Here is a 20,000-nt window from a genome sequence, read left to right on the forward strand (position 1 = left end):
GCCTTGAGGGAAGCGCAGGAACATCTCGTACGCTCCGACATCCTTCAGCGCCTGTACGACCTTTTCGCGGGAAATGGCCGGGTTGCCGAGGCTGACGTTGGAGGCGATCGTGCCGGTGAACAGGAACGGATCCTGCAGCACGATGCCCATATGCTGGCGCAGCTGCTGCTTCGGAATGTCCCGTACGTCGATCCCGTCGACGGAGATACGTCCCTGCTCGATATCATAGAAGCGGAAGAGCAGGTTCAGTATGGAGCTCTTGCCCGAGCCGGTATGGCCGACCAGAGCGACTGTCTCTCCCTGACGGGCGGCGAACGAGATGTTCTTCAGCACATAGTCGTCGTTCTTGTAGGCGAAGGTCACGTTCTCGAACGCCACCTCCCCCTTGTAACGCGGCATCCTGCCCTCGTCGACGTCGACGCCCGGCTCGTCGAGCAGCTCGAAGACGCGTCCTGCGGATACCCGCGCCGTCTCCAGGTTCGTCAGCTGGTTGACGATGCCGACGATCGGCTGGAACATCCGGTTCATGTAGTCGATGAAGGCGTACATGACGCCGACAGTCACCAGCTTGCCGAGATCGTCTCCCCAGAACATCCAGAGCGCGATCAGGAAGATGATGTTGCGGATGACGTTGACGAGGTTGTGCGACGTCCAGGCGTCTACCTTGAGCAGCTTGATCTTATAGGAGAAGAACTCGTCGTTCATCTGCTGGAACTCCTCGGCCGTCTTGCGCTGGCGGCGGAACGCGCGGATGATGCTCATGCCTTGGATCGATTCGTTGATCATCGCGTTGATGTCGCTCAGCTTGGCCCGGATGATGCTGTTGTACCGGCCCGCCACGCGACGGTAGAAATAGATCCAGAGGATCAGGATCGGAATCATCGGCAAGGCGAACAGCGCCATGGTCGGACTGAGGACGAACAGCGCTCCGAGAATCGCCGCCATATAGATGATGCCGCTGAAGAAATTCGCCAACACCGCGACGAAAAGCTCGCGCACCGCTTCGGTATCGTTCGTGATCCGGGAGACGACCTTGCCTGCCGGCAGATTGTCGAAATAGTTCACCGGCAAGCGCTGCGTATGGGCGAACACGTCCTCGCGCATGCGCTGCACGATCCGGTTGGCCGTCGTCTGCAGCATGAGCTTCTGCCCGTAGGTGAAGAAGGCCGCGATGATGAGAAGGCCGAAGTAGGCGGCCGCCAGCTGCAGCAGCGGGCGGATCTCCGGTTTGTAGAAAGCGTACACCTGCTCCCGGCTCATCGCTTCGACCGGCGTCTCGATGGAGCCTGCGCCCGTCCTGACGGTCAGCACGCCGTCCGCGACCGCAGCGTCGCTGCCCTCCGGCAAGGCGTCGGGATAAGCGTAGAAGCTCATCCCCTCCTGCACGATGGACAGGCGCCCTGCCCCGCCTTCGCCCGGCTCCAGCCGGTCGATCCGCTTGTAGGACATTCCGTCGTACGCGACGGAATCTTTCGTGCCCGGCTCGACCTCGACCCAGGTCCGCTCGATGCCGAGGATGTTGTTGTCGATCATCCGCTTCGCCAGCAGCGGGCCGACCATTTCGGCGCACACCGCCAGCGCCAGCAAGACAAGGGCGATCAAAATGGGCTTTTTATAAAATAAGGCATATCTCAGCAGCCGCTTCCCCGTTCCGGGACCTGCTGTCGTCGTTTCGGTCATGCTCGCTCACCTTCTTTGCTTCGAACTGAATGATGATCTTTCCTTGCCTGGCCGGCCTTCCGCCGATCAGGACTCCACATAGGCCTCCAGCTGCTGCCGGTCGTACTGCTCCCGGTACCAGCCGCCCTGCTGCAGCAGCTCGTCATGCGTGCCGCGCTGCACGATGCGGCCGTCGTCGAGGACGAGAATAAGCTCCGCGTGCTGCACGGCGGACAGGCGATGCGTCGTGATGATCGTCGTCTTGCCCGCGCGCTCCGTACGGATTCCTTCGATGATCTCCGCCTCGGTCTTGGCGTCGACCGCCGACAGCGCGTCGTCGAGCAGCAGAATCTCCGGATCGGCGATCAGCGCCCGTGCGATGCTCACCCGTTGCTTCTGCCCGCCGGACAGGGCGACGCCTTTCTCTCCGACGAGCGTCTCGAGCCCTTCCGGAAGGAACAGGATGTCCTTGGCGAACGACGCCCGGACGAGCGCGCGCTCGAGATCGGCGTCGGTCGCGTTCTCGCTGCCGAACAGGATGTTCTCGCGGATCGAGCGGGAGAACAGGATCGGCTGCTGCGGCACGTAGCCGAACCAGCCGTGCAGGCGGTCGAGCGGCAGCCGGTCGATCGACTCGCCGCCGATCGTCAGCTCTCCGCTGCCCATCGGGTACTCGCGGATCAGCTGCTTGAGCAGCGTCGTCTTGCCGCTGCCCGTACGCCCGACAACGCCGAGCGTCGCTCCCTTGGGCAGCGAGAAGCAGATGTCCTTCAGATTATCCTCCGGGGACGAAGGATAGCGGAACGTGTAGTTGTTCAGCTCGATCGCGCCCGGCGCTTCCAGGTCCGATAGTTCGCCTTCGTCCTGCACGTCCGCGCGCGCGCCAAGCGTCTCCTCGACCCGGTCGAGGGAAGCGTTGCCTCGCTGAAGCATGTTGATGAGCTCGCCGATGGCGAACATCGGCCAGATCAGCATGCCGAGGAAAATATTGAACGAGATCAGATCGCCGAGCGTGATCTCGCCTTGGAACACGAGCACGCCGCCGTACACCAGACCGATAATGTAGCTGAGTCCGACGAGAATCTTGTTGACGGGCTCGAACAAAGCGTCGATCTTGGCGACCGCGATGTTGCGCGACAGCACCTCGCTCGTCTTGGCGTGGAACCGGTCGCGGTCCGCCGACTCCTGCACGTAGGCGCGGACGACGCGCACGCCGGATACGGACTCCAGCACCTCGTCGTTCAGCTCGCCGAACGCGTCCTGGGCTTTCATGAACCGCTCGTGGATCAGCTTGCCGAAGATGCCCATGACGATCGCGATGATCGGCAAAGGCAGCAGCGCCGCCAGCGTCAGCTTCCAGCTGATGAGCACCGCCATCATGAAGAGGATCGTCAGCATGAACGCCGTCGAGTCGATCAGCGTCAGGATGCCGAAGCCCGCTGTCACCGAGACCGCCCACAGGTCGTTCGTAGAGCGCGCCATCAGGTCCCCGGTGCGGTTGCGCTCGTAGAAGGTCGGGGTCATCTTGAGGAAATGCCCCATCAGCTTGCCGCGCAGCAGCCGCTCCAGCACGTTCGCCCCGCCGAACAGACGGGACATCCAGATGTAGGTGACGAAGTAGCTGATCACCGTAATGGCGAGCCAACCAGCGACGATCAGGAAAAACCTGTCGTTCGCCAGCGTGCCCTGGCTGATGCCGTCGACCGCGTAGCCGAGCAGCTTCGGAGGAAGCACCTCGACCATGCCGACCAGCACCAGCAGCGTAATCGCGATCGTGTATCGTTTCCATTCGAGCCGGAAAAACCAGCCCAGCTTGCCAATGACGCTGAACAAAATCCCACCTCGTCTTTCGGGCGGCCGCCTCGGAAGAGGGCCGCCGGTTTCATCGATTGTCGGTTCGGGTCATCCATGCCGAAAAAAAGACGCATCGCCCGTAAGCGATGCGCCTGGAGCCCGGCGGCCGCTGATCCGCGTCCGTCCGGGAAAGGACGAACGATGCGGAGCAAGGCGGCCGAGCCTGATGGAAGCGCAAGGTTACAGGAACGTAACCGCGCGCGAGGATGATCGAATGATCCTCATTCTGCCGCAGGATTACGCTTCAAGCCGAATTCAAACGGTTGATGGCGATCGGTCGTCGTTTGCATCGTAATCCTCCTCGGAATGGGTTTCGCAAAGCCCAGCCGCCTCGCGGCCGGAGTCCACTTTGCCAATTTATCACCGCCTCGCGGCATCCGTCAATGCCCCGAACGCTGCCAGTTTGGCTATAGCCGTTTGTTACCCGGAGGACACCTGCCTGCTTGCAGGCTCCCTTCTACTATCTCAGGCAGCGGAGCCGGGCGGAAGGGTGGCGATCCGACTGCGGCAGGGGGAATATTCTCTAGTTCGGGCCTTTATCGGCCTTAAGGCGCTCCCGGGAATCATGGCGTCCCTTGCCGACCGGCATATGGCTGCCCGCTTTGGCCAGCAGCGTGCGCGGCATGTTCACGTAGATGCTTTCCGAGCATCTAGGCTCGATCAGGTAGGTTTCATGGAACACTCCGACGGATCCGTCGGTTCCGACGGCCCGATTGAACCGCTGCCATGCCTCCAGATGCTGTCCTTGGCGCGCATAGCGCTCCAGCTGCTCGTAGGTCCGCCAGTATTGGATTGTCGTCACGCCGCGCGCTCCGAGCAGCAGCTCATGGCTGATGAAGCCGAGCTCCGGATGCTGATGCAGCTCCTTCAGCATCGGCGGCATCGCCTTCGCGACCGGCAGCCATTTATGCACCGCGAGCAGGTTGTTGATCCTCATGCCGATGATGAAGACGACAAACGATCCTTCCATCTCCGCCGTGAATCTTCCCGGGTAAATCTGCGTCATTTCAACCCACCCCTTTATTTATCAATCAATAAATACATCTCCGAAAGAAAAGCCGCATCGATGCGGCTCAGCCTTCAAACGAGGACTCCATGCAGGCCAGCATCTGCTCTTGCAGGGCCAGAAGCTCCGCGAGCGCGATCGCCAGGCCCATGCCGATGAACGAAATGGCCTTGAACTCCGGGTCCGGCAAGCCTGCCCGGCGGAAGCGCTCCCCGATTCGCCGATGGATGAGTGCGAACTCCTCGCTGACGAAATTTCGGATCGTCGGGTCCGAGATCGCATGGGCCGTCATGCAGAGCAGCACCTCGCTGCGGCAGCCGCTGGCGAGCAAGCCGTAAAACGCCTGGCCCATCGCTCCCTCCAGCTCCGCCGCCGGCGCATCCACCTCGGCGAACGCCGACTTGATCCGCTCCGCCGCGCTCTCCAGGACGGCGAGGTACAAGGCTTCCTTCGACTTGAAGAAATGGAACACATAAGGCTGGGTTACGCCTACCGCGCGGGCGACATCCGCCGTTGTCGTCTTGTAATACCCCTGCTCGGCAAACAATGCTGCCGCTGCATCCAAAATCTGACGCCGACGGTCTCCCGCTTCCCCTTTTGCTGGTGTCATCCTCGTCTCCTTTTATTTATTAATTAATAAATAACCGATTCGAACCCAGCTGTCAACTGGCTCTCGCATCAGCCTGTCTCTAAATATGGAAAAGCCCGCATCCTCTAGGATACGGGCTGATCTGCGGCAGAGCAAGCCGAATGCCGGCATTGCTCCGTCAATGCATCGGACCTTGCGGACCGCCTTCCGGGCTGCTGACCTTGACGCGCTTGATGAAAAAGGAAAGCAGGAGGCCAAGCCCGGCGAAAGCGATCGTCATCAGAAACGCGCCTTGCACGCCTTGCGTCATCGCTTGCGGCAGCTTGCTCAAATAATCCGCCGGCGCGATGCCGTTGTCGGCATAATACGCTTTTTGGCCGGCGCTCAGGACGCTGATCGCCAGCGCGGTGCCGATCGCTCCGGCCACCTGCTGGAGCGTGTTCATGATCGCCGTGCCGTCCGGATAAAGCTCGCGCGGCAGCTGGTTGAGGCCGTTCGTCTGGGCCGGCATCATGATCATCGAGATGCCGATGAACAGCAGCGAATGCAGCACGATGATCTCGCCCTTGGACGTCGTCGGCTCGATGCCGGTCATGAGCCAGAGGATGGCGATGACGAGCACCAGCCCCGGGATGACGAGCCAGCGCGGCCCGTACTTGTCGAACAGGCGGCCCATGATCGGCGACATCAGGCCGTTGACGAGCCCTCCCGGCAGCATCAGCAGGCCGGCCGCAAGCGGCAGCAGCCCCATGCCCGTCTGCAGATAAATCGGAAGCAGCATGACGGTCGAGAGGATGATCATCATCGAGACGAAAATGATCAGCGTTCCCATCGTGAACATCGGATAGCGGAACGCGCGCAGATTCATCATCGGCTGCTTCATGCGCAGCTGGCGGAGGATGAACAGCAGCAGCCCGACCGCGCCGAGAGCGATGCCGATGATGACTTTGGGGCTGCTCCAGCCATGCTCCCCCTCGCCCGCGCTGCTGAAGCCGTAGACGATGCCGCCGAAGCCGATGCTCGACAGCGCGATGGACAGCAGGTCGATGCGCGGACGGGTCAGCTCGGACACGTTGCGCATGAAGACGATGCCGAAGATCAGCGCGAATACGAGCAGCGGCAGCGCCGTCCAGAAGATCGTCCGCCAGGACGAGTACTCCAGGAACAGGCCGGCGATCGCCGGACCGACAGCCGGCGCGAACATGATGACGAGGCCCATGATGCCCATCGCCGTTCCGCGGCGATGCGGCGGGATGATGACGAGCACCGTATTGAACATGAGCGGCAGCAGCAGGCCGGTGCCGACCGCCTGGATGAGACGGGCGATGAGCAGCACCTCGAAGCCAGGCGCCAGCGCGGCGAGCAGCGTGCCGACGATGGAGAACGACAGCGATGCGATGAACAGCTGGCGCGTCGTGAACCATTGAAGCAGCAGTCCCGAGACCGGAACGAGAATAGCAAGCACGAGCAGGAAGCCGGTCGTCAGCCATTGAATGGTAGCCGGCTCCACGTTGAAGAGAGCCATCAGCTCGGTAATGGCGATGTTCAGCGCAGTTTCGCTGAACATGCCGATGAAGCCGCTGATGAGCAGCGCGGCCATGATCGGCACGACTTTGAATTGCGGCGCTTCTTCCTGCGGGGAAGCGGCGGCCGACAGCGTTTGTTCCACAGTGGTCCCCTCCTAGGCTTTTTCAGCCTTTGTCTAGTCTGGTTCGACCGAGGCCGGCATGGCCTATGGCCGGCAGGTCCTTTTCATCTTACCCATATTGGACCGGCGAGAGCAATTAATGATTTTGTTTACAGTCGTTCTTTACCGAAAAAAGAAATGAAAAAACAGGGATGGGGCATGCCCCATCCCTGCTTCGCCAGGTCTTGCGCGGGAGCCGATTGCCTCCCGGAACGCGCGCCTGGTCAGTCGGTCCGCCCGGCGTAAGCGTCGGCGTCCAGCAGCGACGCCACGAGCTCGGCCGCGCTGCCGTCCGTCTCGATCTCAAGCATCCAGCCGCCGTCGTAAGGCTCCGAGTTGACGAGCTCCGGCGAATCGGAGAGCGCGTCGTTCACCTTCGCCACCGTGCCGCTCACCGGCGCATAAAGGTCCGATACCGTCTTGACCGACTCGATCGTGCCGAGCGGCTGTCCCGCTTCCACCCGATCGCCGGGCCGGGGCAGCTCGACAAAAACGATATCGCCGAGCTGATGCTGCGCATGGTCGGTAATGCCGATCCGGACGGCGTTCTCTCCCGCTGCGGATGCCCATTCATGCTCCTCCGTGTAGCCCAAGCCTTGACGAATCTCACTCACTGGACGCTCATCCTTTCTCCTCGGCCTCGAAGAGCCGTCTATGCGGAAAGCGTAAACGATCGGCGGGAAGCCTGTCAATCTTTGCCGTTCCCGGAACGAATGGTTATTGACACCGGGTTGTCCGATCCGGCAAACTGGAAGAGATCGTAAATAAGCGGATGAGCGCAGCGGGAGAGATCGCCGGCAGTTCAAGGCGGCGCCGAAGGAGTAACCTTGACGTAGCGCAGGGGAATCTCTCAGGCAAAAGGACCTCTGCAGGACGCGACTCTGGAGAGAACGAGCGCTTTTTCGCGTCCGGCAGCATGCCGGCGGGCGGTCGTCACCAAAGGGGAAACCTGCCGCCGGCAGGCCGAAGCGATTCGGAGGATCGGCATCGGGGCAACTCTCAGGTACAAAGGACAGAGCGGAAAACGAGCCGGCAGGCATGTCTTCGGACAGCCTGACCGCGTTTTCCGCCCTGTCCTTTTTTTGCGGATCGACAATTTCGCCACACGACTGAATCGCGAGGAGGAACCTTGCATGGCCAACCTGCGCACGACTCCGCTCCGCCCCGTCTATGCCGAGACCGGCGAGCCGCGGTGCATCGACTTCGGAGGCTGGGAGCTCCCGGTGCAGTTCAGCGGCATCATCCGGGAACACGAGGCCGTCCGCCAGCGGGCCGGCCTGTTCGACGTGTCGCATATGGGCGAATTCCTCGTCACGGGGCAATTCGCCGCCGACTTCCTGCAGGCGGTCACGACCAACGACATCCGTCGGCTGCAGGACGGAGAAGCCCAGTATACGCTTCTCTGCCGTCCGGACGGCGGCGTCGTCGACGACCTGCTCGTCTACCGCATCTCCGAAGACCAGTATCTGCTCGTCGTCAATGCCTCCAACATCGAAAAGGATCTCGCCTGGCTGCAAGAGCATCTGATCGGCGACGTGACGATCGAGGACCGCTCGGACGAAACGGCGCTGATCGCTCTCCAAGGACCGCTGGCCGCCGAGATTCTCGCCCGCTGCACGGACGCTCCGTTTGCCGAGCTCAAGCCGTTCCGCTTCCTGCGGGAAGCCGACGTATGCGGCGTCAAGGCGCTGCTCTCGCGCACCGGCTACACCGGCGAGGACGGCTTCGAGCTGTATGCCGCCTCCGGCGATGCCGTGCGCCTGTGGCGCGGCCTGCTGGCGGCAGGGGCTCCGCTCGGCCTGGAGCCGGCGGGGCTCGGCGCCCGCGACACGCTGCGGCTCGAGGCGAAGCTCGCGCTGTACGGCCAGGAGCTGTCGGCCGACATCACGCCGCTCGAGGCCGGACTCGGCTTGTTCGTCAAGCTGGGCGGCGAGCCGTTCGTCGGCCGCGACGCGCTGCTGGCGCAAAAAGCCGCCGGCGTCCCTCGCCGCCTCGTCGGCATCGAGCTGCTGGAGCGCGGCATTCCGCGCTCTCATTATCCTGTGTACAGCGGAGAGACGCGCATCGGAGAGATCACCTCCGGCACGCAGTCCCCGACGCTGAGGCGCAGCCTCGGGCTGGCGCTGATCCAGGCCGAATACGCCGCGGTCGGCACCGAGCTTGAGGTCGAGATCCGCGGCAAACGGCTGAAGGCTGCCGTCGTTCCCGCCCCATTTTACCGAAGAACGGCGCCGCCGGCCCGAACCGACAAGGAGTGAGCCCTCAACGATGACCAGTCCCCACCGCTACATCCCGATGACCGAGCAGGATCAAGCCGAAATGCTGGAGACGATCGGCGTCTCCTCGGTCGAAGAGCTGTTCCGCGACATCCCTGCCTCCATCCGCTACTCCGGCACGCTGCCGATGTCCGGCGCGCTCGACGAATGGTCGCTGATGCGCCATCTCAAGCAGCTCGCCGGGCGCAATGCCGACGCCGACACGGCCGTCAGCTTCCTCGGCGCCGGCCTGTACGACCACCATATCCCGGCCGTCCTGCCGCATCTGGCCGGGCGCTCCGAATTCTATACCGCGTACACGCCTTACCAGCCGGAGATCAGCCAAGGCGAGCTGCAGGCGATCTTCGAGTTCCAGTCGTACATCTGCGAGCTGACCGGCATGGCCGTCGCCAACGCGAGCATGTACGACGGCGCGACCGCGCTCGCCGAAGCGGCAGCGCTCGCCTCCGCCCATACCCGCCGCAAGCGCGTCGTCGTCTCCCGGGCCGTGCATCCCGAAGCGCGCGAGATCGTGCGCACGACGGCGCGCGGGCTCGGGCTCGATGTCGTCGAGGTCGGACTGCGGGACGGCCTGACCGATCCCCAGGCGCTGGCCGCGGCGGTCGACGAATCGACCGCCGCCGTGCTCGTGCAGTCGCCGAGCTTCCTCGGCACGGTCGAGGATCTCGCCGCGCTCGGCACGCTCGCCCATGAGTCCGGCGCGCTGTTCGTCGTCAGCGCCAATCCGCTCTCGCTCGGCCTGCTGGAAGCGCCGGGCGCGCTCGGCGCGGACATCGTCGTCGGCGACGCGCAGCCGCTCGGCATCCCGAGCTCGCTCGGCGGCCCGACCTGCGGCTACTTCGCCGTCGCCGAGCCGCTCATGCGCCGGATGCCCGGCCGTATCGTCGGCCAGACCGTGGATCGGGACGGCAAGCGCGGCTTCGTCCTGACGCTGCAGGCGCGGGAGCAGCATATCCGCCGCGAGAAAGCGACGAGCAACATCTGCTCCAACCAGGCTCTGCTCGCCCTGTGCGCCAGCATCTATCTGAGCGTCATGGGCAAGACGGGCTTCCGCAAGACGGCGGAGCTGAATCTGCGCAAGGCGCGCCATGCGGCCCGGACGCTCGGCGGGCTGGAAGGTTTCTCCCTTTCCTTCGCCGATACGCCTTTCTTCAACGAATTCGTCGTAAAGCTTCCCGAAGGAACCGACCTGCGCCAGCTCGAGCTCGCGCTGCTGGAAGAAGGCTTCCTCGGCGGCTACGACCTGGGCCGGTCGTATCCCGAGCTCGCGGGGCATATGCTCGTCGCCGTCACCGAGAAGCGGACGCGCGAGGAGATCGAAGCCTTCGCCGCCGCGCTCGACCGGCTGACCCGAAAGGAGGCGCTGACATGAGCCAACCGAATCCGACCCCAGAGCGTCTGGCCGAGCTGCGGCTCGCCGGCTCCGTCGACGTGAAGCCCGAAAAGGCGCTCATCTTCGAGATGAGCCGCGCAGGACGCGAGGCGTTCTCGCTGCCGCCATGCGACGTGCCGGAGGACGAGGAGCTGGCCGAGCTGCTGCCGAACGGCCGGCTTCGCCGTAATTCCGCTTCGCTGCCGGAGGTGTACGAGGTCGACGTCGTCCGCCACTATACCGAGCTTTCCCGGCGCAATTTCGGCGTGGACAACGGCTTTTACCCGCTCGGCTCCTGCACGATGAAGTACAACCCGAAAATCAACGAGGACGCGGCCAAGCTGCCCGGCTTCGCCCGCATCCATCCGTATCAGCCGGAGGAGAGCATTCAGGGAGCGCTCGAGCTGCTCCATACGCTGCAGGACGATCTCGCCGCGCTGACCGGCATGGACTTCGTGACGCTGCAGCCCGCCGCCGGCGCGCACGGAGAGTGGACCGGGCTCATGATGATCCGCGCCTACCACGAGAGCCGCGGCGAAGCGCGCTCCAAGGTCATCGTGCCGGACTCCTCCCACGGCACGAATCCCGCCAGCGCCACGACCGCGGGATTGGAGACGGTGACGGTCAAGTCGGGCCCCGACGGCCTCGTCGACCTGGACGCGCTGCGCGCCGCCGTCGGCGCGGATACGGCCGCGCTCATGCTGACGAACCCGAGCACGCTTGGCCTGTTCGAGGAGCAGATCGTCGAAATCGCCGAGATCGTGCATGAAGCCGGCGGCCTGCTCTACTATGACGGCGCCAACTCCAATGCCATCATGGGCATCGCCCGTCCCGGCGACATGGGCTTCGACGTCGTGCATCTCAACCTGCACAAGACGATGAGCACGCCTCATGGCGGCGGAGGCCCGGGAGCGGGGCCGGTCGGCGTCAAGGCTCATCTCATCCCGTTCCTGCCGAAGCCTGTCGTCGCGAAGCGCGCGGACGGCCGCTATTTCTTCGACTTCGAACGCCCGCAGTCGATCGGCCGGGTCAAATCGTATTACGGCAACTTCGGCATTCTCGTCCGAGCCTACACGTACATCCGCTCCTATGGCCCGGAAGGACTGAGGCGGGTAAGCGAATGCGCGGTGCTGAACGCCAACTACATGATGGCCCGCCTCGCCGAGGCGTACGAAATTCCGTATCCGGGCGTCTGCAAGCATGAGTTCGTCCTGTCGGGACGAGGGCTCAAGGCGTACGGCGTGCGGACGCTCGATGTCGCCAAGCGGCTGCTCGACTTCGGCTATCACCCGCCGACGATCTACTTCCCGCTCAACGTGGAGGAGTGCATCATGATCGAGCCGACCGAGACGGAGAGCAAGGAGACGCTCGACGGCTTCATCGACGCCATGCTGCGCATCGCCCGCGAGGCGCGGGAGACGCCGGAGCTCGTCATCAACGCTCCTTATACGACCGTCCTGCGGCGGCTCGACGAGACGCTGGCCGCGCGCAAGCCCGTTCTCAATTGCTCCTGCTGAAAAAAGCTTCTCCGGAGAGGATTCCTCTCTGGAGAAGCTTTTTTGGTCGATGCGGCGGCGGCGTCCGCTCCATTCCGCGTCAAAGGGCACTCGATGCCCTCCCGCCTCCTCGCATGCGGCTCAGCGCGGGCCTGTCAGCTCCAGCATCGCCTCGACGATCGCCGGCCAATCATCCGGATGGATCTCATGACCCGCTCCTTCGAGCGGCAGCAGCCTGGCATTGGAAAGAGCGTGCTCTAGCGCGAGCCCATGTGCGTAAGGAAGGACCGGATCCTCCGTTCCGTGGACGATCAAGGCGGGCTGCCGGATGTCTTCGGTGCGCGCCACATCCTCTTCTCCCCCGCCCAGGAGCATATGGTTGCCCATGCTCGGCAGAGATTCGGCAAGGCTGATTTCCTGACGGACGAGCCCGCGAATTCTGGACTCGTCGAGTTTCCGCTGGCTTCCGACGATCAGTCTCCATTTTTCAACGCCGAACTGTTCCGCCGCATGAGCGTCCGACAGATCCAGGGAAGCGGACCGGGTGAAGAACTCGATCACCTTGTCTTCCATCGCAGGAAGGCCTTCCGTGTAATTCGAGCTCGCGATCAGCGTCACCGTCAGCACCCTCTCCGGATGCCGGACAGCCGCCAATTGGCTCAGATAGCCGCCCAGCGACATCCCCGCCAGATGAGCTTTCTGAATGCCGTATGCATCAAGGACCCGCATCGCATCATCTGCCATATCCGCCATAGTGTAGCCCATCGTTCCTAGCGGCCAGCTCGACGACCTTCCCGTATCCCGGTTGTCGTACCGGATGACGAACCGTCCTCCTGCCGCCAGAAGCTCGCAGAATTCCTTTTCCCACAATACCATCGAGGCCTGCGAGCCCATGATCAGCAACAGCGCCGGATCTCCAGGCTTGCCGAATGATTCCGTCTGCAGCTTCACTTCGTCGGCTTGAATGAGTCGTTCCATGTCCATTCCTCCATTGGCTGATGCCCTTACCATTGCCGCGGTTCGCGTGAACTCCATCCCGCGGTATGATACAGTTTAAGAATCATCTTCATTTTACGATTGGCATAGGAAGGAACGTTTCCGCTCATGATCCATAACCGCTTCCCCGGCCTGCTCCTGCTCGACCGCATGGACGACTGGTCCGAGCCGGACGTCCTCTACTCGTTCGCGCTGGACGAGCTGCTCTGCCGGCGCGTCGGAGCGGACGGCGTGCCCGTCCTCCATCTGTGGCGGCATCCCGCCGGCTTCGTCATGGGACCGCGCGACAGCCGTCTGCCGGAAGCCGCGCGCGCTTCCCGCGAGCTGGAGCGGCTCGGCCTCTCGGTCGCCGTCCGCAACTCCGGCGGCGCCGCCGTGCCGCTCGATCCCGGCGTCGTCAACGTCTCGCTCATCCTGCCGCTGCAGGGAAAGGCATCCGCCCGCTTCGAGGACGACTTCCAGCTCATGTACGAGCTGATCGCCGCCGCCCTCGCCGACACCGGCGTCCAGGTGGACAAGGGCGAGATCGTCGGAGCCTATTGTCCGGGCGATTACGATCTCAGCGTCGGCGGACGCAAGTTTTGCGGCATCGCCCAGCGCCGGCTGTCCAAAGCCTATATCGTCCAGGCGTTCGTCAATGCCGGCGGCTCCGGCGAGGAGCGAGGCCGTCTCGTCCGCCAATTTTACGATGCCGCCGCCGGCCCCGGCGCCGCGAGCTATCCGCTCGTCGAAGCGTCGGTCATGGCGAGCCTCGAAGAGCTGGCCGAGCTATGGCCGGATGCGCCGCGCCTGTTTGCCGAAGGAGCCGCCAGCGCCGCGCTCGGCCCGCGGACGGAGCAGGAGGCCCGATTGCCCGAGAGCCGGCTGCCCCGGCCGGAGGAGATCCGGGAGCTCGCTGCGACGATGCGGTCCCGCTACCCGATCGGTCCTGCGCAATAGACAGCCGAGCTCATGCGAAAAATCCGACTTTGCCCGAACCGGAAGCGGACATCCAGCTTCCGTTTTTGGCATGCTCGATTTCCTGCCGAATCGCGCGGAGCAGGGGCTCCGTCTCGACTCGCCCTTGTTCCTGCCAGCAGAATGCGGCTGCCGCGACCAGCTCCTCCAGCTGCGCATAGGAAAACCCTTTCGTCCGGTCAGCCAGCTCCTCCAGCTGCCCGGCGCCGAACAGCAGGCCGCGGCTCTGCCGCTGGAGGAACTCCGCGCGGCATGCGCGGGTCGGCTCGGCGACTTCGTACGCGCGGTCGATGCGCCCCGGTCTTCCGATCAGCGCCGGATCCACCAGATCGGGGTAATTCGTCGTCGCGATCAGATAAATTCCTTCGTGCGTCCGCAACCCGTCCAGCTCGCCCAGAAAGACGGAGCGCAGCTCCGGCCGCAGCCCCTCCAGGTCCTCGATGATGAGCAGCATCGGCGCCATCTCCGCCGCCCGCTTCAGCATCTCCCGAATGCTCTCCGTGCTCGTATGCTCCGAAAGCTGCCAGCTCATCGCCGGCACGCCCGCCTTCGAGGCGAGCGCCCGGACGAGGCTGGTCTTTCCGTTGCCCGGCTTGCCGTAGAGCAGCATCCCCCGCCGGTAGGCCAACCCGAACTGCTCGTAGAACGCTCCCCCCGATTGAAAGAAAGACGATACCGACCGTTCCAGCTCCAGCCGCAGCGAGTCCTGCACCGGCTCCCAGCGCTCGATCCGATGCGGCGCCAGCTCCGACACCGTGCCTTCCTCGCCATCGCAGCAGAGCAGCAGCTTGCCGGTCATCCGGCTCCGAAGCCGTTCGCGGGCATGAACAAGGAACCGCCGCAGCGACTCGTCGCTCTCGGCGAACAGGTAAGGCTCGAGCGACCGGCCGATCACGCGCGGCATCGGGAGCCGGACGAGCGCCACCTTCCATTCCGGGTAATAAAACAGATGGTTGTCGAGTGACGGATAGATCCGGATCTCAGCCGAGTCCCGCTTGACGCTTCGGCTTTCCATCGTTTCGAAGACTCGCGCCAGCACTTGCAGCTCGGCGTTTTCTTCGGCGAGATCCTGCTCCAGCAGGCTCCAATAAAGCTCCAGCTGATCCTCGTCCTTGTACACCGCGAATTCCGATCCGCATCGAGCTTGCAGCAGATCGCGGATCATGCGCAGCAGCTGCCTGAGCTCCTGGGCCGATGCCGCCGATGCGGAAGCGCCGGCAGCTCCATGGTCGCCGGCCACCAGCGAACGCGGCGGCGGCGATCCGGCCGCAGTCCTCGGCGCGGGCACCGCCGATCCGCTAGACGACGGAATGCGGGCGAAGCTCTCTCCCCCATTCCCGCTATGAAGATTCCAATCATGGATCATCGATTATTCACCCTTTCCTTCCTGATGTAGTCGTACGATTGCACGATAGACCGCACAAAAAAAGCCACGGACTCCGTCCGTGACTTTGGATGCGCTTCAGGCGCCGCATGGCCGGCTGCAAAAGGACGATTCGTCCTCGGCGCGCCTTCCTGCCGCTATTCCTTGCCGCGTTCCCGTCCGTGGAGGCCTTCGAAAATCATGCTTGGACCGTTTCCCTTTGCTGCTGCCGCAGCCTTCATCGCCATGTTCATCATTTCCGTTCGCCTCCCCCTGTTTGTCGTTACCTGTATTCTAGGCCGCGGCCCCTGTCCGCGTCAATGGATGCAAGCGGTAGAAAATGGATTAGACTCTTTTCCCCCGCCGGCTTCCGCGCAGTGACGCGTTGTCTCGGCCGCTTCTTATCCCCTTTCCTCAAGGGTATAATAAAACCATCCGATTTGCCTGCGGCAAACCGTCTTACTCAAGGAGGTACATATCGATGTCCTATGAAACTTACTTCAGCACCCGCCGGGAGGCTCAGCTCGAGGAATTGATGCAGTGGCTGCGCATTCCGAGCGTCTCCGCCATTTCGGCTCACGCGGGAGATATCCAATCCGCCGCATCCTGGCTCGCCGATTCGCTTCGCCGCGCCGGACTGGAGAACGTGGAGATCATGCCGACCGGCGGCCATCCCGTCGTCTACGCCGATTATCTCCATGCTCCGGGCAAGCCGACCGTGCTTGTCTACGGCCATTATGACGTGCAGCCGGTCGATCCGCTGCATTTGTGGCAATCCCCTCCGTTCGAGCCGGAGATCCGCGAAGGCAAGCTGTACGCCCGCGGCGCGACGGACGACAAGGGGCAGGTGTTCATCCACATCAAAGCGATCGAAGCGATTCTGAGCGAGGAAGGCACGCTGCCGGTCAACCTCAAGCTCTGCCTGGAAGGGGAAGAGGAAATCGGCAGCCCGCATCTGCCGGACTTCCTGGAGAAGCATAAGGACAAGCTCAGCTGCGATGCCGTGCTCGTCTCCGACACGTCGCTGCTCGAGCCCGGTCGCCCCGCGATCTGCACGGGCCTGCGCGGCCTTTGCTCGATGGAAGTAGGCGTCCATGCCGCCAATACGGATCTTCACTCCGGCTCGTATGGCGGAGCTGTCCCGAATGCGCTGCATGCGCTCGTCGAGCTGCTCGCTTCCTTGCATGATGCGGATGGACGCGTTGCGGTAGACGGCTTCTATGAGGGCGTACCGGAGCTGTCGCCTCTGATGCGCGAAGAATTCGCCAAGCAAGGCGTCGACGAGGACAAGATCCGCGCCAGCCTCGGTCTGGATGCCTTATACGGAGAAAAGGGCTACACCTTCGTCGAGCGCGTCGGTGCCCGTCCGACGCTGGAGCTGAACGGCGTCTATGGCGGCTTCCAAGGGGAAGGCACGAAGACGGTCATTCCGAAAGAGGCGCATGCGAAGATCACCTGCCGTCTCGTCGGAGATCAGGATCCTCAGAAAACGCTTGACCGCATCGAGAAGCATCTCCTCGATCGCGTTCCTGCCGGCGCTCGTCTCTCCATCAAGCAGATCGAGCAAGCCTTCGCGTTCAACATCGATCCGTCCCATCCGATGTTGCAGAAAGCTGCCGATGCCTACGGCCGCGTCTACGGCACCCGCGCCTTGTTCACGAAAGACGGCGGATCGATTCCGATCATGGCCGCTTTCTCCCGCGTGCTGGCGTCTCCGGTCGTGCTCATGGGCTTCGGCCTAGACGATGAGAACCTTCATGCTCCGAACGAGCACTTCAACCTGGAGAACTTCGACAAAGGTCTGCTCACGGTCGTGGAATTCCTGAAGTCTCTGTAGAAGCAGCAGGATCCGTTCCTCCCATCTTTGAAAGCGCAAGGGCTGTCCGGCCAAGGTCGATTCTATGACCTGGCCAGACAGCCCTGTTCGTTTTTTGCGATTATAAAAAAATAAAGCGAAATAAAAAAGGCCTTGCCCTTAGGCAAGACCGTTCACGTTCCTACATGGAGCGGGTGATGGGAATCGAACCCACGCTATCAGCTTGGAAGGCTGAAGTTCTACCATTGAACTACACCCGCAAAAAAAATGGTCGGGATGACACGATTTGAACATGCGACCCCCTGGTCCCAAACCAGGTGCTCTACCAAGCTGAGCTACATCCCGTTGTATAAATGGCGTGCCCGGAGAGATTCGAACTCCCGACCTTTTGATTCGTAGTCAAATGCTCTATCCAGCTGAGCTACGGGCACGTATGGAGCGGAAGACGGGAATCGAACCCGCGACCCTCGCCTTGGCAAGGCGATGCTCTACCGCTGAGCCACTTCCGCAGATGGTGCGGTCAAGAGGACTTGAACCTCCACGTCATTGCTGACACTAGAACCTGAATCTAGCGCGTCTGCCAATTCCGCCATGACCGCATGGTATAAGGTGAAGCTTTTTTCGCCTGGCAGGGCGAAAGTGAATGGTGCGGTTGAGAGGACTCGAACCTCCACGGGCGTACGCCCACTACCCCCTCAAGATAGCGTGTCTGCCATTCCACCACAACCGCATATGAAGTTAAAAAGTGAGCCATGAAGGACTCGAACCTTCGACACCCTGATTAAAAGTCAGGTGCTCTACCAACTGAGCTAATGGCTCTTAATGGCTGGGGATCCAGGGTTCGAACCTGGGAATGACGGAGTCAAAGTCCGTTGCCTTACCGCTTGGCTAATCCCCATCAGTCAAGCAATGGGGCGATCGAGGGGAATTGAACCCCCGAATGCCGGAACCACAATCCGGTGCGTTAACCACTTCGCCACGATCGCCATGGATATATTCCATGCCGCCGAGAGGACTTGAACCCCCAACCTACTGATTACAAGTCAGTTGCTCTACCAGTTGAGCTACAGCGGCAAAGAAAATGGCGGAGCTGACGGGATTCGAACCCGCGGTCTCCTGCGTGACAGGCAGGCATGTTAGGCCTCTACACCACAGCTCCATATTGGTTGCGGGGACAGGATTTGAACCTGTGACCTTCGGGTTATGAGCCCGACGAGCTACCGGACTGCTCCACCCCGCGGTAGTTCATGGTGGAAGCTGAGGGGATCGAACCCCCGACCCTCTGCTTGTAAGGCAGATGCTCTCCCAGCTGAGCTAAGCTTCCATGTTGGTGACCCGTAGGGGATTCGAACCCCTGTTACCTCCGTGAAAGGGAGGTGTCTTAACCCCTTGACCAACGGGCCGTATGAAGTTGAAGAAAGAACGGAGAGAGAGGGATTCGAACCCTCGCACCACTTACGCAGTCTAACCCCTTAGCAGAGGGTCCCCTTGAGCCACTTGGGTATCTCTCCAAATCAAGAAATGTTGCTACGGAGAAGGAGGGATTCGAACCCTCGATACGCGGTTAACGTATACACGATTTCCAATCGTGCTCCTTCGACCACTCGGACACTTCTCCTTATGGCTCCCCGAACAGGACTCGAACCTGTGACAACTCGATTAACAGTCGAGTGCTCTACCAACTGAGCTATCAGGGAATATAAAGCATGGTGGAGCCAAGGAGGATCGAACTCCTGACCTCCTGCTTGCAAGGCAGGCGCTCTCCCAGCTGAGCTATGGCCCCATATGTAAGTATGTAAGCCTTGCGTTCTCAAAGCTTGCGCCCTGAAAACTGGACCGAACGAAATGCCGTGCTGACCGGCTGTTCTTGCGTGAATAGGATAAGCCCTCGACCGATTAGTACTCGTCAGCTGCACGCGTTGCCGCGCTTCCACCTCGAGCCTATCAACCTGGTCGTCTACCAGGGGTCTTACATACTGGGAAATCTCATCTTGAGGGGGGCTTCGCGCTTAGATGCTTTCAGCGCTTATCCCGTCCGTACTTGGCTACCCAGCGGTGCTCCTGGCGGAACAACTGGTACACCAGCGGTACGTCCATCCCGGTCCTCTCGTACTAAGGACAGCTCCTCTCAAATTTCCTGCGCCCACGACAGATAGGGACCGAACTGTCTCACGACGTTCTGAACCCAGCTCGCGTACCGCTTTAATGGGCGAACAGCCCAACCCTTGGGACCTACTTCAGCCCCAGGATGCGATGAGCCGACATCGAGGTGCCAAACCTCCCCGTCGATGTGGACTCTTGGGGGAGATAAGCCTGTTATCCCCAGGGTAGCTTTTATCCGTTGAGCGATGGCCCTTCCATTCGGTACCACCGGATCACTAAGCCCGACTTTCGTCCCTGCTCGACTTGTAGGTCTCGCAGTCAAGCTCCCTTATGCCTTTGCACGCTGCGAATGATTTCCAACCATTCTGAGGGAACCTTTGGGCGCCTCCGTTACATTTTAGGAGGCGACCGCCCCAGTCAAACTGCCCGCCTGACACGGTCCCTTCACCGGCTTCACGGTGACAGGTTAGAACTCCGATACGATCAGGGTGGTATCCCAACGGCGCCTCCACCGAAGCTGGCGCTCCGGCTTCCTAGGCTCCCACCTATCCTGTACAGATCGTACCAAAGTCCAATATCAAGCTGCAGTAAAGCTCCATGGGGTCTTTCCGTCTTGTCGCGGGTAACCTGCATCTTCACAGGTAGTAAAATTTCACCGGATCTCTCGTTGAGACAGCGCCCAAGTCGTTACGCCATTCGTGCGGGTCAGAATTTACCTGACAAGGAATTTCGCTACCTTAGGACCGTTATAGTTACGGCCGCCGTTTACTGGGGCTTCGGTTCACAGCTTCGGGTTGCCCCTAACCGCTCCCCTTAACCTTCCAGC

The 20,000-nt window shown here is 62.0% G+C and carries 13 protein-coding genes, 18 tRNA genes, 1 rRNA gene and 1 riboswitch (2 of these 33 cut by a window edge); of the genes, 5 read left to right on the top strand and 27 right to left on the bottom strand.

What is annotated here, in order from left to right:
• From B8V81_RS08435 to gcvH, 6 genes are all read right to left on the bottom strand, one after another.
• A protein-coding gene (locus B8V81_RS08435; protein ID WP_028598522.1) for an ABC transporter ATP-binding protein crosses the window boundary here: on the bottom strand, positions 1-1,680 show its 5' portion. 363 nt of this gene lie to the left of the window's left edge; the window shows 1,680 of its 2,043 coding nt (coding positions 1-1,680); its start codon is at positions 1,678-1,680; the stop codon falls past the left edge of the window.
• Positions 1,681-1,746: 66 nt separating this feature from the next.
• A complete protein-coding gene (locus tag B8V81_RS08440; protein WP_028598523.1) occupies positions 1,747-3,492 on the bottom strand; it encodes an ABC transporter ATP-binding protein in 1,746 nt (581 codons plus the stop codon).
• A gap of 544 nt (positions 3,493-4,036) precedes the next feature.
• Positions 4,037-4,519, bottom strand: coding sequence for a DUF4188 domain-containing protein (locus B8V81_RS08445; RefSeq protein WP_101808135.1), 483 nt, complete (start codon positions 4,517-4,519; stop codon positions 4,037-4,039).
• Between the two features lie 67 nt (positions 4,520-4,586).
• Positions 4,587-5,129, bottom strand: a complete 543-nt coding sequence (locus B8V81_RS08450; protein WP_028598525.1) for a TetR/AcrR family transcriptional regulator — start codon at positions 5,127-5,129, stop codon at positions 4,587-4,589.
• A gap of 157 nt (positions 5,130-5,286) precedes the next feature.
• On the bottom strand, positions 5,287-6,708 hold the full coding sequence (locus B8V81_RS08455) for a DHA2 family efflux MFS transporter permease subunit (RefSeq protein WP_052333136.1): 1,422 nt from the start codon (positions 6,706-6,708) through the stop codon (positions 5,287-5,289).
• A 311-nt stretch (positions 6,709-7,019) separates the two neighbouring features.
• Positions 7,020-7,409: a glycine cleavage system protein GcvH gene (gcvH, locus tag B8V81_RS08460; protein WP_028598527.1), complete on the bottom strand. Its 390-nt coding sequence runs from the start codon at positions 7,407-7,409 to the stop codon at positions 7,020-7,022.
• A gap of 158 nt (positions 7,410-7,567) precedes the next feature.
• A riboswitch (glycine riboswitch) is annotated at positions 7,568-7,671 on the top strand.
• Between the two features lie 257 nt (positions 7,672-7,928).
• Between gcvH and gcvT the strand changes: the two genes are divergently transcribed.
• The 3 genes from gcvT to gcvPB are packed head-to-tail and all read left to right on the top strand — an operon-like array spanning position 7,929 to position 11,960.
• A complete protein-coding gene (gene gcvT, locus B8V81_RS08465; protein ID WP_101808136.1) occupies positions 7,929-9,053 on the top strand; it encodes a glycine cleavage system aminomethyltransferase GcvT in 1,125 nt (374 codons plus the stop codon).
• Between the two features lie 10 nt (positions 9,054-9,063).
• On the top strand, positions 9,064-10,443 hold the full coding sequence (gene gcvPA, locus B8V81_RS08470) for an aminomethyl-transferring glycine dehydrogenase subunit GcvPA (RefSeq protein ID WP_028598529.1): 1,380 nt from the start codon (positions 9,064-9,066) through the stop codon (positions 10,441-10,443).
• A 59-nt stretch (positions 10,444-10,502) separates the two neighbouring features.
• Positions 10,503-11,960, top strand: coding sequence for an aminomethyl-transferring glycine dehydrogenase subunit GcvPB (gene gcvPB, locus B8V81_RS08475; protein WP_101808252.1), 1,458 nt, complete (start codon positions 10,503-10,505; stop codon positions 11,958-11,960).
• Positions 11,961-12,080: 120 nt separating this feature from the next.
• Here gcvPB and B8V81_RS08480 read toward each other — a convergent pair whose 3' ends face one another.
• On the bottom strand, positions 12,081-12,917 hold the full coding sequence (locus B8V81_RS08480; protein WP_101808137.1) for an alpha/beta fold hydrolase: 837 nt from the start codon (positions 12,915-12,917) through the stop codon (positions 12,081-12,083).
• 126 nt (positions 12,918-13,043) lie between these two features.
• On the opposite strand from B8V81_RS08480, the gene B8V81_RS08485 reads away from it, so the two are divergent.
• A complete protein-coding gene (locus B8V81_RS08485) occupies positions 13,044-13,874 on the top strand; it encodes a lipoate--protein ligase family protein (protein WP_101808138.1) in 831 nt (276 codons plus the stop codon).
• A gap of 10 nt (positions 13,875-13,884) precedes the next feature.
• Here B8V81_RS08485 and B8V81_RS08490 read toward each other — a convergent pair whose 3' ends face one another.
• Positions 13,885-15,258, bottom strand: coding sequence for an AAA family ATPase (locus B8V81_RS08490; RefSeq protein ID WP_101808139.1), 1,374 nt, complete (start codon positions 15,256-15,258; stop codon positions 13,885-13,887).
• A gap of 478 nt (positions 15,259-15,736) precedes the next feature.
• Between B8V81_RS08490 and B8V81_RS08495 the strand changes: the two genes are divergently transcribed.
• A complete protein-coding gene (locus B8V81_RS08495; protein WP_180968400.1) occupies positions 15,737-17,092 on the top strand; it encodes a dipeptidase in 1,356 nt (451 codons plus the stop codon).
• 165 nt (positions 17,093-17,257) lie between these two features.
• Here B8V81_RS08495 and B8V81_RS08500 read toward each other — a convergent pair.
• The 19 genes from B8V81_RS08500 to B8V81_RS08590 form a co-directional block, all read right to left on the bottom strand.
• Positions 17,258-17,331 (bottom strand) — tRNA-Gly (locus B8V81_RS08500).
• A gap of 8 nt (positions 17,332-17,339) precedes the next feature.
• Positions 17,340-17,416 (bottom strand) — tRNA-Pro (locus tag B8V81_RS08505).
• A 9-nt stretch (positions 17,417-17,425) separates the two neighbouring features.
• Positions 17,426-17,502 (bottom strand) — tRNA-Arg (locus B8V81_RS08510).
• A gap of 3 nt (positions 17,503-17,505) precedes the next feature.
• Positions 17,506-17,580: transfer RNA gene (locus B8V81_RS08515), tRNA-Gly, on the bottom strand.
• 3 nt (positions 17,581-17,583) lie between these two features.
• A tRNA-Leu gene (locus B8V81_RS08520) sits at positions 17,584-17,670 on the bottom strand.
• 45 nt (positions 17,671-17,715) lie between these two features.
• A tRNA-Leu gene (locus B8V81_RS08525) sits at positions 17,716-17,801 on the bottom strand.
• Positions 17,802-17,817: 16 nt separating this feature from the next.
• Positions 17,818-17,890, bottom strand: a tRNA-Lys gene (locus B8V81_RS08530).
• 4 nt (positions 17,891-17,894) lie between these two features.
• A tRNA-Gln gene (locus B8V81_RS08535) sits at positions 17,895-17,969 on the bottom strand.
• Positions 17,970-17,981: 12 nt separating this feature from the next.
• Positions 17,982-18,057 (bottom strand) — tRNA-His (locus B8V81_RS08540).
• 15 nt (positions 18,058-18,072) lie between these two features.
• Positions 18,073-18,145 (bottom strand) — tRNA-Thr (locus B8V81_RS08545).
• 8 nt (positions 18,146-18,153) lie between these two features.
• A tRNA-Asp gene (locus B8V81_RS08550) sits at positions 18,154-18,230 on the bottom strand.
• A 4-nt stretch (positions 18,231-18,234) separates the two neighbouring features.
• A tRNA-Met gene (locus B8V81_RS08555) sits at positions 18,235-18,311 on the bottom strand.
• Between the two features lie 8 nt (positions 18,312-18,319).
• A tRNA-Val gene (locus tag B8V81_RS08560) sits at positions 18,320-18,395 on the bottom strand.
• Positions 18,396-18,399: 4 nt separating this feature from the next.
• Positions 18,400-18,474 (bottom strand) — tRNA-Glu (locus B8V81_RS08565).
• Between the two features lie 20 nt (positions 18,475-18,494).
• Positions 18,495-18,582 (bottom strand) — tRNA-Ser (locus tag B8V81_RS08570).
• A gap of 19 nt (positions 18,583-18,601) precedes the next feature.
• Positions 18,602-18,689: transfer RNA gene (locus tag B8V81_RS08575), tRNA-Ser, on the bottom strand.
• A gap of 3 nt (positions 18,690-18,692) precedes the next feature.
• Positions 18,693-18,768: transfer RNA gene (locus tag B8V81_RS08580), tRNA-Asn, on the bottom strand.
• Positions 18,769-18,778: 10 nt separating this feature from the next.
• Positions 18,779-18,854, bottom strand: a tRNA-Ala gene (locus B8V81_RS08585).
• Positions 18,855-18,947: 93 nt separating this feature from the next.
• Positions 18,948-20,000: ribosomal RNA gene (locus B8V81_RS08590) — 23S ribosomal RNA — on the bottom strand; it runs 1,877 nt beyond the window's last position.

It is taken from the genome of Paenibacillus pasadenensis (assembly GCF_002864175.1).
Lineage (GTDB): Bacteria > Bacillota > Bacilli > Paenibacillales > Paenibacillaceae > Paenibacillus_O > Paenibacillus_O pasadenensis.